The organism is Sphingobium sp. SYK-6 (assembly GCF_000283515.1).
Taxonomy (GTDB): Bacteria; Pseudomonadota; Alphaproteobacteria; order Sphingomonadales; family Sphingomonadaceae; genus Sphingobium; species Sphingobium lignivorans.
Map to the genome: position 1 here is coordinate 652,292 of NC_015976.1, position 14,271 is coordinate 666,562.

Annotated in this window: 16 protein-coding genes; 11 read left to right on the plus strand and 5 right to left on the minus strand. The window is 65.5% G+C overall.

Annotated elements, in window-relative coordinates; genetic code table 11:
• Positions 1–64 precede the first annotated feature (64 nt).
• Both SLG_RS03075 and SLG_RS03080 read right to left on the minus strand, forming a co-directional pair.
• A complete protein-coding gene (locus tag SLG_RS03075) occupies positions 65–631 on the minus strand; it encodes an outer membrane protein (protein WP_014074954.1) in 567 nt (188 codons plus the stop codon).
• Positions 632–877: 246 nt separating this feature from the next.
• A complete protein-coding gene (locus tag SLG_RS03080) occupies positions 878–1,327 on the minus strand; it encodes a peptidylprolyl isomerase (protein ID WP_014074955.1) in 450 nt (149 codons plus the stop codon).
• A gap of 279 nt (positions 1,328–1,606) precedes the next feature.
• Here SLG_RS03080 and mgtE point away from each other — a divergent pair, with 279 nt between their 5' ends.
• Positions 1,607–3,034 carry a magnesium transporter gene (gene mgtE / locus SLG_RS03085; protein ID WP_014074956.1) on the plus strand — a complete coding sequence of 476 codons (1,428 nt, stop codon included), beginning with the start codon at positions 1,607–1,609 and terminating at the stop codon, positions 3,032–3,034.
• Between the two features lie 30 nt (positions 3,035–3,064).
• Here the strand turns inward: mgtE and SLG_RS03090 are convergent, their stop codons facing one another.
• Positions 3,065–4,717: an MFS transporter gene (locus tag SLG_RS03090; protein WP_041391693.1), complete on the minus strand. Its 1,653-nt coding sequence runs from the start codon at positions 4,715–4,717 to the stop codon at positions 3,065–3,067.
• Between the two features lie 265 nt (positions 4,718–4,982).
• Here SLG_RS03090 and SLG_RS03095 point away from each other — a divergent pair, with 265 nt between their 5' ends.
• The 4 genes from SLG_RS03095 to SLG_RS03110 all read left to right on the plus strand — a co-directional run bounded on the left by SLG_RS03095 (position 4,983) and on the right by SLG_RS03110 (position 7,764).
• The gene (locus tag SLG_RS03095; RefSeq protein WP_014074958.1) at positions 4,983–5,300 is read left to right on the plus strand and encodes a hypothetical protein; all 318 of its coding nucleotides are present in this window, start codon (positions 4,983–4,985) and stop codon (positions 5,298–5,300) included.
• A 118-nt stretch (positions 5,301–5,418) separates the two neighbouring features.
• Positions 5,419–6,207: a nucleotidyltransferase family protein gene (locus SLG_RS03100; RefSeq protein WP_014074959.1), complete on the plus strand. Its 789-nt coding sequence runs from the start codon at positions 5,419–5,421 to the stop codon at positions 6,205–6,207.
• Positions 6,191–6,964 carry a metallophosphoesterase family protein gene (locus SLG_RS03105; protein WP_014074960.1) on the plus strand — a complete coding sequence of 258 codons (774 nt, stop codon included), beginning with the start codon at positions 6,191–6,193 and terminating at the stop codon, positions 6,962–6,964. Before SLG_RS03100 ends, SLG_RS03105 begins: the two co-directional genes overlap by 17 nt.
• A gap of 188 nt (positions 6,965–7,152) precedes the next feature.
• The gene (locus SLG_RS03110; protein WP_083853297.1) at positions 7,153–7,764 is read left to right on the plus strand and encodes a DUF3885 domain-containing protein; all 612 of its coding nucleotides are present in this window, start codon (positions 7,153–7,155) and stop codon (positions 7,762–7,764) included.
• Between the two features lie 96 nt (positions 7,765–7,860).
• Here the strand turns inward: SLG_RS03110 and SLG_RS03115 are convergent, their stop codons facing one another.
• On the minus strand, positions 7,861–8,310 hold the full coding sequence (locus SLG_RS03115; RefSeq protein ID WP_041391695.1) for a MarR family winged helix-turn-helix transcriptional regulator: 450 nt from the start codon (positions 8,308–8,310) through the stop codon (positions 7,861–7,863).
• Positions 8,311–8,402: 92 nt separating this feature from the next.
• On the opposite strand from SLG_RS03115, the gene hppD reads away from it, so the two are divergent.
• From hppD to maiA, 4 genes are read left to right on the plus strand one after another with little or no spacing between them, the layout of a single operon-like run.
• Positions 8,403–9,494: a 4-hydroxyphenylpyruvate dioxygenase gene (gene hppD, locus SLG_RS03120; protein WP_014074962.1), complete on the plus strand. Its 1,092-nt coding sequence runs from the start codon at positions 8,403–8,405 to the stop codon at positions 9,492–9,494.
• Positions 9,491–10,039: a VOC family protein gene (locus SLG_RS03125; RefSeq protein ID WP_014074963.1), complete on the plus strand. Its 549-nt coding sequence runs from the start codon at positions 9,491–9,493 to the stop codon at positions 10,037–10,039. Before hppD ends, SLG_RS03125 begins: the two co-directional genes overlap by 4 nt.
• The gene (gene fahA, locus SLG_RS03130; RefSeq protein ID WP_014074964.1) at positions 10,036–11,334 is read left to right on the plus strand and encodes a fumarylacetoacetase; all 1,299 of its coding nucleotides are present in this window, start codon (positions 10,036–10,038) and stop codon (positions 11,332–11,334) included. The genes SLG_RS03125 and fahA overlap by 4 nt, the downstream gene beginning before the upstream one ends.
• Positions 11,331–12,002: a maleylacetoacetate isomerase gene (gene maiA, locus SLG_RS03135; protein WP_014074965.1), complete on the plus strand. Its 672-nt coding sequence runs from the start codon at positions 11,331–11,333 to the stop codon at positions 12,000–12,002. Before fahA ends, maiA begins: the two co-directional genes overlap by 4 nt.
• 11 nt (positions 12,003–12,013) lie before the next feature.
• Here maiA and SLG_RS03140 read toward each other — a convergent pair whose 3' ends face one another.
• Complete coding sequence (locus SLG_RS03140; protein ID WP_014074966.1) at positions 12,014–12,391, minus strand: winged helix-turn-helix transcriptional regulator; 378 nt, start codon at positions 12,389–12,391, stop codon at positions 12,014–12,016.
• A gap of 103 nt (positions 12,392–12,494) precedes the next feature.
• On the opposite strand from SLG_RS03140, the gene SLG_RS03145 reads away from it, so the two are divergent.
• Both SLG_RS03145 and SLG_RS03150 read left to right on the plus strand, forming a co-directional pair.
• A complete protein-coding gene (locus tag SLG_RS03145) occupies positions 12,495–13,076 on the plus strand; it encodes an FMN-dependent NADH-azoreductase (RefSeq protein WP_014074967.1) in 582 nt (193 codons plus the stop codon).
• A 230-nt stretch (positions 13,077–13,306) separates the two neighbouring features.
• Positions 13,307–14,266: an IS1595 family transposase gene (locus tag SLG_RS03150; protein ID WP_014074969.1), complete on the plus strand. Its 960-nt coding sequence runs from the start codon at positions 13,307–13,309 to the stop codon at positions 14,264–14,266.
• Positions 14,267–14,271 lie beyond the last annotated feature (5 nt).

Genomic DNA, 14,271 nt, shown 5'->3' on the forward strand with positions numbered 1-14,271 from the left:
CAAAAGGGAAACGGCCGGGGAGGGGCCCGGCCGTTTCGTCTTCATTCAGGTGATCGCGGGGCGATCAGAACTTGGCGACTACGCCGACCATCGGGCGGAAGCTGTGGAAGTCTCCGCGCGTGTCGATCTGCGCGCGCAGGCGCATGTTGCTGCGGTCCGCCGTGCCGCCCATGTCGGCGGGGGAGAGTTCCACGCCGAAGCCGTAGATCGTGCCGTCATAGTGGCGATTGGTGGAGACCGCCGGGCGGGCGGAATCGTCGAACTTGGTCCACTGGTAACCGGCCCGGGCGAAGAACAGGCTGTCCTTGCCGGCCTTGAAGCCGACGCGGCCCGCGGCGGTATATTCCCAGTTGATGTCCTTATCGACGCCCTTCGCCACGGCGCCCTCGGCACCGACGACGAGCTTGCCGAAATTATAGTTGGCGCCGGCGACGCCTTCCACGAGCCAGCCGCGATAGCCGCTCGGCGGGCTGCCGTTATACTGGTCGTTGTCGAAATCGTGGAGGCCGCCCAGCACGCCGACATAAGGCTCGAACCGGCTGCTGTTGTCGGTCGTGTCCTGGGCCAGGGCCGGCGCGGACATGCCCGCGCCAAGCGCAAGAGCAAGGGCAGTGAGGGGAAGAGATTTCATGATACTGAACCTTCTGTTTTTGACGAAGCGGGCTGGGTGCCCGCAATCACGATCGAACCGCGTCGATCGCCTGCCAAAAATGAGCTCAGCGCATGAACCGTTCCCGAATGAATTGTGGCGCAAAAGTGGAGAGGCCCCACTGTGTCATTTAGATGACACTGCGGGGCCTATTCATTTGGCGTTCAGTTATATTGTACAGCGCCCGGCGGAAGACTTGTCTTCTCCTCCGCCGGCCGCGTTTGTTGTTCAGTTCACCGTCGCCTTGATGATCTTGCCCGGCTGTGCGGGCGGCTCGCCCTTGGGCAGCGCGTCGACATGTTCCATGCCTTCGGTCACCACGCCCCACACCGTGTACTGGCGGTCGAGGAAGGTCGCGTCGTCGAAGCAGATGAAGAACTGGCTGTTGGCGCTGTTCGGGTTGCTCGCGCGGGCCATCGAGCACACGCCGCGCACATGCGGCTCGGTGTTGAACTCGGCCTTGAGGTCGGGCATTTCCGAACCGCCCATGCCGGTGCCGGTCGGGTCGCCACCCTGCGCCATGAAGCCGGGGATGACGCGGTGGAACACCACGCCGTCATAGAAGCCTTCCTTCGCGAGCGTGGTGATCCGCTCCACATGGCCGGGCGCGAGGTCCGGGCGAAGCTGGATGACGACATCGCCCGTGTCGAGCGTCAGGGTAAGCGTTTGATCGGCCATCTTGGAGAACTCCTTCTTTCGCCGCGCGATGCGGCGGGGGGGCTGGCTGCCCGGCACATGGAGGGCCGCCCTTGTGGTTGCAAGGCCTAAGAGGCGGTCGGGCCGCTCGCCGGGGCGGGAAAATGATCCCGGCCGGGCCGGAACGTGCCGGGGATGGCATCGGATCGTCGGAAACCGCCCTGCCGGGATGCCCGGCGCGTGTTGCATTTGCGAAAGCCTTGGGCGAAAGGGTGAGGATGGCGCGGCCACGGGGGCGGGCGCGGGAAAGGGAGACGCCGCATGAGCGAGTCCGACGCCGCGCATCGCCTGGACGCGTCCTCCGATGATCTGGACATCGCGATCGAGACCAATCTCGACGAGGACGACCGGCTGAAGCCCGAGTTCGTCTCCGCCGTCCTGGACGCTGTCGAGGCCGGGCGGGACGAGGATGCGCGGGCGCTGGTCTATCCGCTGCACCCCGCCGACGTCGCCGACCTTATCGAGCTGACCCCGGAGGACAGGCGCGCCGCCGTCGCCGCGGCACTGGGCGATCTGGTCAGTGCCGAGGTGCTCTCGGAACTGAACGACTATGTGCGTGACACGGTCGTGGATGCGCTTGAGCCAGCGCAGCTCGCCGAGCTGGCATCGGAACTGGATACCGACGATGCGGTCGCCATCATCGAGGATCTCGACAAGGCGGACCAGCAGGCCGTGCTGGACGCGATGGAGCCCGAGGACCGGGCTGCCATCGAGAACGCGCTGTCCTATCCGGAGGAAAGCGCCGGCCGCATCATGCAGCGCGATCTGGTCGCGGTGCCGGAGCACTGGACCGTCGGCCAGACCATCGACTATCTGCGCGACACCGTCGACCTCACGTCGGATTTCTGGGAAATCTTCGTCGTCGATGCGGCCCATCGGCCGATCGGCACCTGCCAGCTGAGCTGGGTGCTGCGCTGCCCGCGCGACATCGCCATGACCGACGTGATGAAGCGCGAGCAGACGCTCATCCCGGTCGACATGGATCAGGAAGAGCTGGCGCTGCGCTTCCAGAAATATGCGCTCATTTCGGCGGCGGTGGTCGATCCGGCCGGGCGCCTGGTGGGCATGATCACCGTCGACGACGTGGTGCACATCATTCAGGAGGAAGCGGGCGAGGACATCCTGCGGCTTTCCGGCGCCGGTGATGGCGACATCAACGAGCCGGTGCTGGACAGCTACAGGGCGCGCGTGCGCTGGCTGATCTCCAATCTCCTGACCGCGCTGCTCGCATCCTTCGTCATCGGCATGTTCGAGCACACCATCGAGGAAATGGTGGCGCTTGCCACGCTGATGCCGATCGTCGCCGGGGTCGGCGGCAATGCCGGCAGCCAGACGATGGCCGTGACGGTCCGCGCGCTGGCGACCAACCAGATCACCGCGTCGAACACCTGGCGCACGGTGCTGCGCGAGATCCGGGTGGCGCTGCTCAATGGCGTGACCGTCGCGACGCTGCTCGGGCTCGGCGTGATGATCGTGTTCGGCAATCCGCAGCTCGGCGGGGTCATCGCGGCGGCGATGATGACCAACATCGTCACGGCAGGCGTGGCCGGCGCGTCGATCCCGCTGATGTTCGACCGGTTCAATATCGATCCGGCCGTCGCCTCCTCGATCTTCGTCACCATGATTACCGATTCGATGGGCTTTCTGGCCTTTCTGGGCCTCGCGACGCTGGCGGGGCTCGCCGGCTGAACGCCGGGCCGGGCCCGGCGTCCGCGAGTCCTAGCTGAACCGGCTCGGGTCGGTCATGGGATCGAGCTCGCCCGCATCGGGCGCGCGGGAGCGGGGCAGCGAGCTGGTCTGGCGCTCGATCCGGCGATGGACGACCGGCTCGGTGCCCTCGATCCGCAAGCCCCGCAGTTCCTCGGTGTTGGCCTGATCGGCCTTGGTGCGCCGGCGATTGTGCCGGACATAATCGAGCCAGGTCGCGACATGATAGCGCTCGATCCAGAGCTGCGGCTCGGCGAGGTCCCGCAGCAGCGTCCAGTGGCTCGCGCCGTCGCGCCGGCGGATGCGCTTGCGCTCGTCCATGGCGGCGAGGAAGCGCGGCACATTCTCCTCGGCGACCCGGTATTCGATGGTGATGACGATGGGCCCGCTGCGCGGCTCGATCCGCAGCGCGGTCTCGGGTTCGCGCCAGCCGTCCGCGGGTGCCAGGTCGAGGTCCTCGATGGCGGGTAGCGGCATCAGGAAGGCCAGCGCCAGTCCCAGCAGCTGAACCACCGAGGCGATGGCCAGCGCGGCGGCCACGCCGTGATGGTCGGCCAGAACGCCGAAAAGCCAGCTTCCCGCCGCGAGACCCCCGAACGCGGCCATCTGATAAAGCGCCAGCGCCCGCGCCACGACCCAGCGGGGCGAGGCCATCTGGACGCTGACATTGAAGGTCGAGAGCGCGAGCACCCAGCCGCCGCCCGCCAGCGCGAGCGCGACGAGCGTGGGCAGGAGATAGCCGAGGAATGCGGTCAGGCAGGCACCGGTCGCCACCGCCAGCGATGCGAGGCGCACGATCATCTCGGTCGAGAACCGGCTGCGCAGCCTGCGGCTGGCAAGCGCGCCGCCCACCGCGCCGATGCCGAATGCGCCGAGCAGAATGCCGTAGGTCAGCGGCCCGCCGGCAATGAGGTCCCGCGCCACCAGCGGCATCATCGCGGGAATGGCGGCACCCGGCACGCCGAAGATGATGGCGCGGACGAGGACGATGCGGATCGCGGGGGAAAGGCTCACATAGCGCACGCCGGCCAGCATCGCGAGGCCGAGGCTCTCGCGCGGCAGGGTGCGTGGCGGCCTGTCCGGCTTCCAGCGCGCGAGCACCAGGATGAGCCCGACATAGCTCACCGCATTGGTCGCGAAGGCCGCCGCCGCGCCCGCGACCGCGACGATGGCGCCGCCGATGGCCGGGCCAAGGCTGCGCGCGATATTGAAACCCATGCTGTTGAGCGCCACCGCTTCGGGCAGCATGGGGCGCGGCACCATCTCGCCGACAGAGGCTTGCCAGGCCGGGCCGTTCACGGCGGTGCCGCAGCCGATGAGGAAGGTGAAGCCCAGCAGCGCCCAGGGCGTGAGCAGGCCCGCCCAGGCCGCCAGCGCCAGGATGACGGAGGCCACGAGCATGAAGGACTGCGCGCAGAGCATCACCTTGCGGCGATCGAGATTGTCCGCCACCGCGCCGGCCCAGAGCGAAAGCAGCACGATCGGCAGGCTGACCGACGACTGGACCAGAGCCACCATCTCGGCGGAGGCGCCCATGCTCGCCATCGTCCAGGACGCGCCGACCGACTGGACGAGGCCGCCGAAGTTCGACGCGAGGCTCGCCATCCAGACCGCCCTGAACAGGGGCAGGCGGAGCGGGGAAGAAGGGAGCGATGCCTGTGCCATGGTTCCGTTAAACTCGAGACGCGTCGCCTCGATCCGTCTCCTGCCATTTCTTTCCGGCATTCGGCACATCGCGGCCGAACATCAACCCCAAAAGCCCCGTTCGCGCGCGCAAAGTTGAAAACATGGGCGGCCAGCGCTGGATGTCGATTGGACCTAAAGCAGGTTAGGTCCATGCAACCAACAGCTTCACTGCACCATTTCCCGCCGGAGTGACAGGCAGACAGGTCGAGGTCGCAAGGCCTCCTTGCAGATAAGGCAGAACGCCATGACGGACAGGAACGACACCAGCCAGGACAGCGACAGCGGGAAGCAGCCCGTGCAGGCCAATGATGGCCGCCCCCATGGCAATGCGCCGGACGGCGTCTCCAGCGCCGCGACGCACGGGCGAGGCGGGAAGGGCGAGAGCGGCGGCGGCGCTTATCCCAATCCTCACCAGGGCAAAAAGAAGGATCGCAAGGCCGACCCCGGCAGCTTCATGGGCCATGGCGGCCAGAGCGACATGGCCTATCACGGCACCGGCCAACTCGGCGAAACCGACGTGCCGGAGCAGGACAATGACAATTCGCCCACCAGATCGGACTGACGCCCGGCGCGCGTGAGGCCGGCCGTGGCGGGGCTGCCGTCCCCCGAGCGGGACCGCGGAACCCGCCGCCCGCCCCGCCGTTTCTTCAGGGCCTTCTCCAAAGTCTGGACCCCATTTCATGCTCGATATTCCCGGGTCGCAGGACCCGCCCAGCTTCGATCCCCCGCCGGAAGCGGCCGCCTTTTATGCTGACAGCCTGAAGCTGCTGAACGAGTGGGACATCCCCTACCTCCTCTCGGGGACCTATGCGCTCACTTGCCATACCGGCGTCGTGCGGCCGACCAAGGACATCGATATCTTCTGCAAGCCCGGGGACGCGCCCCGGCTGCTCGCCCGGTTCAAGGAGAGCGGGTACGACGTCACGGTCGAGGATGAGCGCTGGATCGCGAAAGTCTGGTCCGGGGACAATTTCTTCGACGTCATCTTCAACATGTCGTCCGCGTCCATCCCGATCACCGACGCATGGTTCGTCGAGGCGAACACGGCGGACGTCTATGGGACGACCGTCCGCGTGACGCCGCCGACCGAGTTCATCGTCTCGAAAGTCTTCATCCAGGATCGCTATCGCTACGACGGCGCGGACGTCGCGCACACCATCCTCAAGAAGCATGACCAGATCGACTGGCAGCGCCTCCTGTCGCTCATGGAGCTGCATTGGGAAGTGCTGTTCATCCACATCCTCAATTTCCGCTTCATCTACCCCACCGAGCGCCACCTCATTCCGCGCTGGCTGTTCGATACCCTGCTGGAGCGCATTCACGCCCAGGCGGAGCTTCCGGCGGCGAAGGTCCGCATATGCCGGGGCCGCCTGTTCTCGCCCCGCGACTATCTGGTCGACATCAGCGAATGGGGCTTCGCCGATCTCGTCGGCAAGGGAATGGACGAAAAGCATGAACGCCACCTCTGATCCGGAGCTGTCCGACCACACCGGGCCCGAAGCCGAGCGGCCCGATCGGGTCCGCGTCGCCGCCATCGGCGATCTCCACGTCACGGAGCAGGACGATCGGCGCTACCGTGACATGTTCGAGGAAATCTCCCGCAATGCCGACATTCTCGCGCTGTGCGGCGATCTCACCAATTTCGGCAAGACGAGCGAGGCCGAGCGGCTGGCCGAGGATCTCTCCGGCTGCTCGGTCCCCATCGTCGGCGTGCTGGGCAATCATGATTATGAGTGCGGCCAGCCCGAGGAAGTCGCTCGCATCCTCCAGCAGGCCGGGGTCCGCATCCTCGACGAACAAGCGGTCGAGATCGAAGGCGTCGGCTTTGCCGGGGTGAAGGGCTTCGTCGGCGGTTTCGGTCGCGGCGAACTCGGCGCTTTCGGGGAGACGGCGATCAAGACGTTCGTCGATGAATCGATCAACGAGGCGCGCAAGCTCGAGAACAGCCTGCGCTCGCTGCGCACCGAGCGGACCGTCGCCGTGCTGCATTATGCGCCGGTCGCGGCCACCGTGGAAGGCGAACCGCTGGAAATCTTCCCTTTCCTCGGCTCTTCGCGCCTCGCCGATGCCATCGACCGCTTCGAGAATGTGAAGATGGTCGTCCACGGCCATGCGCATCGCGGCACCTATGCCGGCGAGACCCTGCGCGGCATCCCCGTGTATAATTGCGCGCAATGGGTGGTGTCCGAGAAGTTCGGCCGCCCTTATGCACTGCTGGAGGTGTGAGCGCGTCGGGCGCTCTTGTCCGCTCTTCATGAAGGCGGCCTGCGCACTGAAGTAGGCTCGGTTCAGGCGGCTTGTATGAATTTATTGGCTTTGCGGAACGGCGACTATCCGACGTTTTCGCTCCAAGAGCGGTCTGTCCAGACAGGACGACATTGCGGTCATTGAGCCCCAATAATAGTAGGCACAACATGACGTTGATCCTAGGGCCAAATTGGGAGCGAAATCTATGGTGCTCGCCTTTTCGGCTCAGGTTTGGGCTGAACGAGGGTGGAGCTTGCGTGACGATGTTCACGACCAGCTACGATCGTGCCCGCAGTCTGGCCCGCGCCGCACTCTCAACCGAAGAGCCGATTGCCGTTATCGCGGCATATCCTGATCCAAAAAAAGGATTGGGTGCGGAGCGCCACGGATGGATGAGCGGGACAGGCTTCGATCACCTGAGAGAACTGGGCGTGCCAACCGACGATGCGGTGGCAACGTGGGCTGGCTACTGTAGGCCCGGGGAAGAGGACGACGATGAAGCAGAACCCTGGATCCATAGGGCGGTAAAGCTAAGCTGGGATCAGGCTGACATCCTACTCTGGAATCAAGTCGCGCAGGACTTAGGTGTTGCACCGCGCGCCCCGGTCAAATCGAAACTCGTCGATCTGGGACGAGGCCTCTCCGTCGACGCATATGATGATCGGGGCATGGATATTACTGCACTGACCAAAGCGACCATTGCCAGACTTTACGAACAGTTCGATGAGTGGTTGCTCGATTATGACCGAGACCGGATGAAGGAAGCATTTGAACACTGATCGCATGCCCGGTCTCCACAACATTTCAGCCATGGCGCTGGCTATCAAGGCGACCCGATATCGTCTCCCTGCCAAGCCGGAACCTATCCGCTCCGCCTAATCCACCAGCCGTTCCGCCGCGCGGGAAATGCGGTCGAGCATGTCGCGCAGCAGCGTGAGGTCGGCGGGGTCGAGCTGGCCGAAGATGCGGGCTTCCAGCTCCAGCGCCTTGGGGGCGACATTGCGGTAGAGCTCGGCGCCTTCCTCGCTCAGCGTCAGCAGCTGGGAGCGGCCGTCCTGCGGATGTGCCTCGCGGCGGATCAGGCCGCGTCCGGCCAGCGCGATCGCGGCCCGGCTGACCGTGACCTTGTCCATGCGCGTGCGCAGGCAAAGCTGCTGCTGCGTGATCCCGTCGTTTTCCGCCATCACCGCGATGAGGCGCCATTCCGGCACGGTCAGCGCGAACAGCGCGCCATAGGCCCGTGCGATCACGTCGCTCACCAGGTTGGAGGTGATGGAGAGGCGATAGGGCAGGAAATCGTCCAGCCTGAGAGTGCGCTGCGTCATGCGGCAGGAAGTATCATTTGACACCATCTCTTCGGAAGGGCAAAATAGTATCAATTGACACAATATTCCGCACAGTCGGAGAGGATGCCCGGATGTTTCAGTCATTTCCCAATCCCGTCGGGCTCGACGGGTTCGAGTTCGTGGAGTTCTGCGCGCCGGAGCGCGGCGTGCTGGAGCCCGTGTTCCAGGCGCTCGGCTTCACGCATGTCGCGCGCCACCGCTCCAAGGATGTCGATCTCTGGCGGCAGGGCGACATCAATCTCATTGCCAACTACGAGCCCGGCTCGCCCGCCGCTTTTTTCGCGGCGGAGCATGGCCCGTCCGTCTGCGGCATGGCCTTCCGCGTGCGCGACGCGCACAAGGCCTGGGATGAAGTGATGGCGCGCGGTGCCGAGGCGGTCGAGATCAGGACGGGGCCGATGGAGCTGCGCCTGCCGGCCATTCGCGGTATCGGCGGCGCGGTCGTCTATCTCGTCGATCGCTATGGCGATGCGCTGTCCATCTACGACATCGATTTCGATTATCTGCCGGGCGTCGACCGCCATCCGGAGGGTGCCGGGCTGAAGCTGATCGATCATCTCACGCACAATGTCTATGCGGGGCGCATGGCGCACTGGGCCGCGCAGTATGAGCGCATCTTCAATTTCCGGGAGATCCGCTATTTCGACATCAAGGGCGAATATACCGGCCTCACGTCCAAGGCGATGACCGCGCCGGACGGCCTGATCCGCATTCCGCTCAACGAGGAAGGCAAGGCCGGCGGCGGCCAGATCGAGGAGTTCCTGCGCGCCTATAATGGCGAGGGTATCCAGCATATCGCGTTCCTGTGCGACGATCTCACCGCCACCTGGGACAGGCTCCATGCGCTGGGCGTCCCGTTCATGACGCCGCCGCCCGACGCTTATTACGAGATGCTGGAGGAGCGCCTGCCCGGCCATGGCGAGCCGGTCGAGGCGCTGGCCAGCCGGGGCATCCTCCTCGACGGATCCACCGAGGACGGTGACCCGCGCCTGCTGCTCCAGATCTTCTCGCAGACGATGGTGGGCCCGGTCTTCTTCGAGTTCATCCAGCGCAAGCGCGACGAGGGCTTTGGCGAAGGCAATTTCACCGCGCTCTTCAAGTCCATGGAGCGCGAGCAGATGCGCAAGGGCGTGCTGACGGCGGACGAGAAGGCCGGCGCATGACTCATCCCGTCACCCTGAGCCGCATCCATCATGTCGCCTATCGCTGCCGGGACGCGAAGGAGACGGTGGAATGGTATGAGCGCGTGATGGGCATGCGCTTCACCACCGCTTTCGCCGAGGATCATGTGCCCTCCACGGGTGACTATGATCCCTATATGCACGTCTTCCTCGATTGCGGGGGCGGCAATGTGCTGGCCTTCTTCGAACTGCCCAATCAGCCGGAGATGGGGCGGGACGAGCATACGCCCGCCTGGGTGCAGCATCTCGCTTTCGAAGTGCCGGACATGGATGCGCTGCTCGCCGCCAAGGCGCATCTGGAAGCGCAGGGCATCAAGGTGCTTGGTCCCACCTGGCACGGCGTGTTCCGCTCGATCTATTTCTTCGATCCCAACGGCCACCGGCTGGAGCTGGCCTGCAACATCGGCACCCCGGCGCAATATGAGGAGCTTGCCCGCGTCGCGCCGCTGATGCTGGAAGAGTGGTCGCGCACCAAGAAGGCGCCGCGCCATGCCGAGTGGCTGCACAAGGAGCCCGCGGACTCATGAGCATCACCGATGTGACGCATGATCCGGCGGCCCGCTGCTGGGTGCCGGGCGCGCAGGCGCATCCCGACTTCCCGGTGCAGAACCTGCCGCTGGGCGTCTTCTCCTCACCGGGCGGGGCCGCGCGGGGCGGAGTTGCCATCGGCGACCATATTCTTGATCTCGCGGCTGTCGCGCCCTTGCTGGAAGGGCAGGCGGCGACCGCCGCCGCGCTCGGCGGGCAGGGGACGCTCAATGCCCTGCTTTCCGCTGGCGGCGAGGCGCTGCGAGCGCTGCGCCACGGCCTCTTCGCGCTGCTGACCGATTCGGCGTGCGAAGCGGCGGCGCAGGCGGTGCTGCACCCGGCAAGCGACTGCACGCTGCATCTGCCGGTCGCCGTCAGCGAATATACGGATTTCTACAGCGGCATTCACCATGCCGTGAATGTGGGCAAGCTGTTCCGGCCGGATGCGCCGCTGCTGCCCAATTACAAGTTCGTGCCGATCGGCTATCATGGCCGCGCGTCCTCCGTGCGGGTCTCGGGCGGCGATGTGCTGCGGCCGCGCGGGCAGGTGAAGGCGCCGGATGCGGACATACCTATGTTCGGCCCGTGCCGGCGTCTCGATTATGAGATGGAAATGGCGGTCTGGATCGGCAGCGGCAACGCGCCGGGGCAGCCCATCCCGATCGGCGGGGCGAGCGGCCATGTCGCCGGCCTGTCGATCCTCAACGACTGGTCCGCGCGCGATGTCCAGGCATGGGAATATCAGCCGCTCGGGCCCTTCCTCGCCAAGAATTTCCATACGTCGGTCTCGCCGTGGATTGTGACCATGGATGCGCTGGCGCCGTTCCGCACGGCCCAGCCGTCCCGGCCCGAGGGCGATCCCGCGCCGCTGCCCTATCTGCTGGACGAGGCCGATCAGGCTGCCGGCGCGTTCGGTGTCACGATGGAGGTCCACATCCTCACCGCGGCGATGCGCGTGGCGGGGCTGCCGCCGCACCGGCTCAGCCGTGGATCGATGACCGCGATGTACTGGACGATCGCGCAGCTCGTCGCGCATCACAGCTCGAACGGCTGCAATCTGCGCACGGGCGATCTGCTGGGCACCGGCACCTTGTCGGGCGAGTCGGCCGAGAGCCGGGGAAGCCTGCTGGAGCTGAGCGAGGGCGGCCGGCAGCCGATCGCTCTTCCTGGTGGCGAGCAGCGCACCTTCCTGGAGGATGGCGACGAACTCATCATGACCGCCTTCGCGCAGGCGCCGGGCTTCGCGCGGATCGGCTTTGGCGAATGCCGCGGCCGGATCGCGCCCGCGCCATGACCGCGCCGGGCCCGCTGATCCTGCATGACTATTGGCGCTCCGGCGCAAGCTACCGCGTGCGCATCGCGCTCAACATCAAGGGTCTGGCCTATGAGCAGGTAGCCCATGACCTGCGGACGGGCGCGCAGCGCGCACCGGATTATCTCGCGCTCAATCTGCAGGGGCTTGTGCCCGCGCTGGTGACGGACGGCGGCCTGCTGACGCAGAGCCTCGCCATCATCGAATATCTGGACGAGACCTGCCCCGATCCGCCGCTGTTGCCCGAGGGGGCCGCCGATCGCGCCATGGTCCGCGCGATGGCGGCGGCGATCGCCTGCGATATCCACCCTCTCCACAATGCCCGGGTGCTCGGCTGGCTCGGCGATGCGCTGGGCGCCGACGAACCTGCCCGCCAGCGCTGGATCGCGCACTGGGTCGGCACCGGCTTCACTGCCCTTGAAGCCATGATCCGCCAGCATGGCCGGGGCTTCGCGTTCGGGTCGCGGCTCTCGCTGGTCGATTGCTGCCTCGTGCCGCAGCTCTATGCGGCGCGGCGGTTCGGCGTGGCGCTGGAGAGCTTTCCCGCGCTCATCGAAGCGGCCGAGAATGCCGCGGGCGATCCCCGCGTGGCGGCGGCGCATCCGGACCGCCAGCCCGATGCGCCGGAGGCGGCAGCGCCGCACATCTGAGGGGACCGCGGTCAGGCGGCGTCGGTCTCCTCGTCGTAGCGGGCGCGGTGCCCGTCTATCTCCGCCAGATGCGCGAGCACCCACTGGCCGAGCCGCTCGCCTTCCTTCGCCAGCGAGTGGCCCATGGCGGTCAGCGCATATTCGACCTGCGGAGGCACGGTGGGGTGCACCGTGCGGGTGACCATCCCGTCCCGCTGCAGCGCGCGCAGGGTGCGGGTGAGCATCTGCTGCGAGATGCCGTCCACGACGCGGCGGATCTGGTTGAACCGCAAGGACTCCTCGCTCAGCGCCACCACCACCGGCAGTGTCCAGCGGTCGCCGAGCCGGCCGAGCAGCTGCGTGATCCGCATGCATTCGCCGGCGTCGTGGCGGGAGACGGTCATCTTCATGTGACTATACCTCAAAAATATGCGTTCTTGTCCCTGCCCCGGGGCGTTCCTAGTTCGTTGCAAAGCGATACCGGTCAGTCAACGCCACGAAAGGGCTCTCTTCATGAATCTGCTTCACATCGATTCCAGCATCCAGGGGGATGCGTCCCTCAGCCGCGCGATGTCGGCCGCTGTCGTTTCCCGCCTGCGGGCTCTCCATCCCGATGTCACGGTCACGTATCGCGACCTCGCCGAGCATCCCCTGCCGCACATGACGCTGCCCGGCTTCGCCACGCCGGAGGCGCAGGCGGTGCTGGAGGAATTTCTCGCGGCCGATGTCGTGGTGATCGGTGTGCCCATGTATAATTTCACGATTTCGAGCCAGCTCAAGGCCTGGCTGGATCATATCGCCATTGCCGGCAAGACGTTCCGCTATACCGAGCAGGGCCCGGTCGGCCTGGCGGGCGACAAGCGCGTCATCCTCGCCTTGTCGCGCGGCGGCTTCTATTCGGAAGGACCGGCCGCTTCCATGGAGCATGCCGAGACCTATCTGCGCGCGATCCTGGGCTTCATGGGCATCACGGCGCCCGAGCTCGTGCTGGCCGAAGGCGCGGCACTGGGCCCGGACCAGCGGGAAGCTGCGCTCGCCGGGGGTCTGGAAGCCGCGAACAGGATCGAGCCGACACCCGCCGAGTCCGTGGCCTGAGCCGCCGGGCCGGCACGCCGCCAAGCGGTTGCCGGCCTTGTTCTTCCCGTGCGCCCGGGCGGCGCGCCCTATCTCGTCATTCACGACGTCCTCCCGGACTTGCTCCGGGATCCCGCTTCTTCCTGTTCCTCGAACCGGCTGGACCCGGCGAACGTCAAGGAAGCGGGATCCCGGATCCAGTCGGGAATGATATACTTGACAAAGCAGCGCTGACAGAGTAGTCAGAATGCATGGATATCACCGCGCCCCGCTTCACCGACGAGAATGCAGCCCGCGAGCACCTTGAGGCTCTGCGCTGGCCGGAAGGACCGTTCTGCCCGCATTGCGGTTCGTTCAATGCGAAGCGGCTCCCGGCACAGCGTGGCCGTCCCACGAAAGCTAATCCGGAAGGCGCAATCCGCGCTGGCGTGATCCAGTGTAACGATTGCCGCCAGCAATATTCGGTGACCGTCGGCACTGTGTTTGAGAGCAGCAAGATCGCTCTGCACAAGTGGGTGCTGGCGACCTTCCTGCTTTGCTCATCCAAGCGCGGCATGTCGGGCCACCAGCTCGCTCGCATGCTTGGCGTGACGCAGAAAACAGCTTGGTTCATGTCCCACCGTATTCGCGAGGCCATGAAGCCCGTTGACGGCGAGCCGCCGCTTGGTGGCGAAGGCAAGACTGTAGAAGCGGATGAAACCTTCATCGGCGGCAAGGAAAAGAACCGCCATAAGTCCAAGCGCGCGATCAAGCGCCTTGGCGGTAGCTGGGGCAAGGAAACTGTCTTCACGCTGGTGGAGCGCGACGGCAAGGTTCGCTCAACCCATGTCCAGAGCGTCACCGCTGCAAACCTTCGCCCGATCCTCGTTTCACAAGTGGACAAGGCGACGACGCTCTACACCGATGATGCCGGTCAATATCGCCACATGAACCGCGATTTTACGCATGAAGTCGTGAACCACGGCAAGGATGAATATGTTCGCGGCAAAGCCCACACGAACACAGTTGAAGGCTATTTCTCAATCCTCAAGCGCGGGATCACAGGAACCTATTATCACCTGAGTGCGGAGCATCTGCATCGCTACTGTGTCGAGTTCGATTTCCGTTATAATACGCGGAAAGAAACTGATTTCGAGCGTTGCCAGAATGCGCTCAAGGGCATCACCGGTCGCCGCCTGACTTATCGGCGGTCTGATCAAATCGCCGCCTAAGAAGA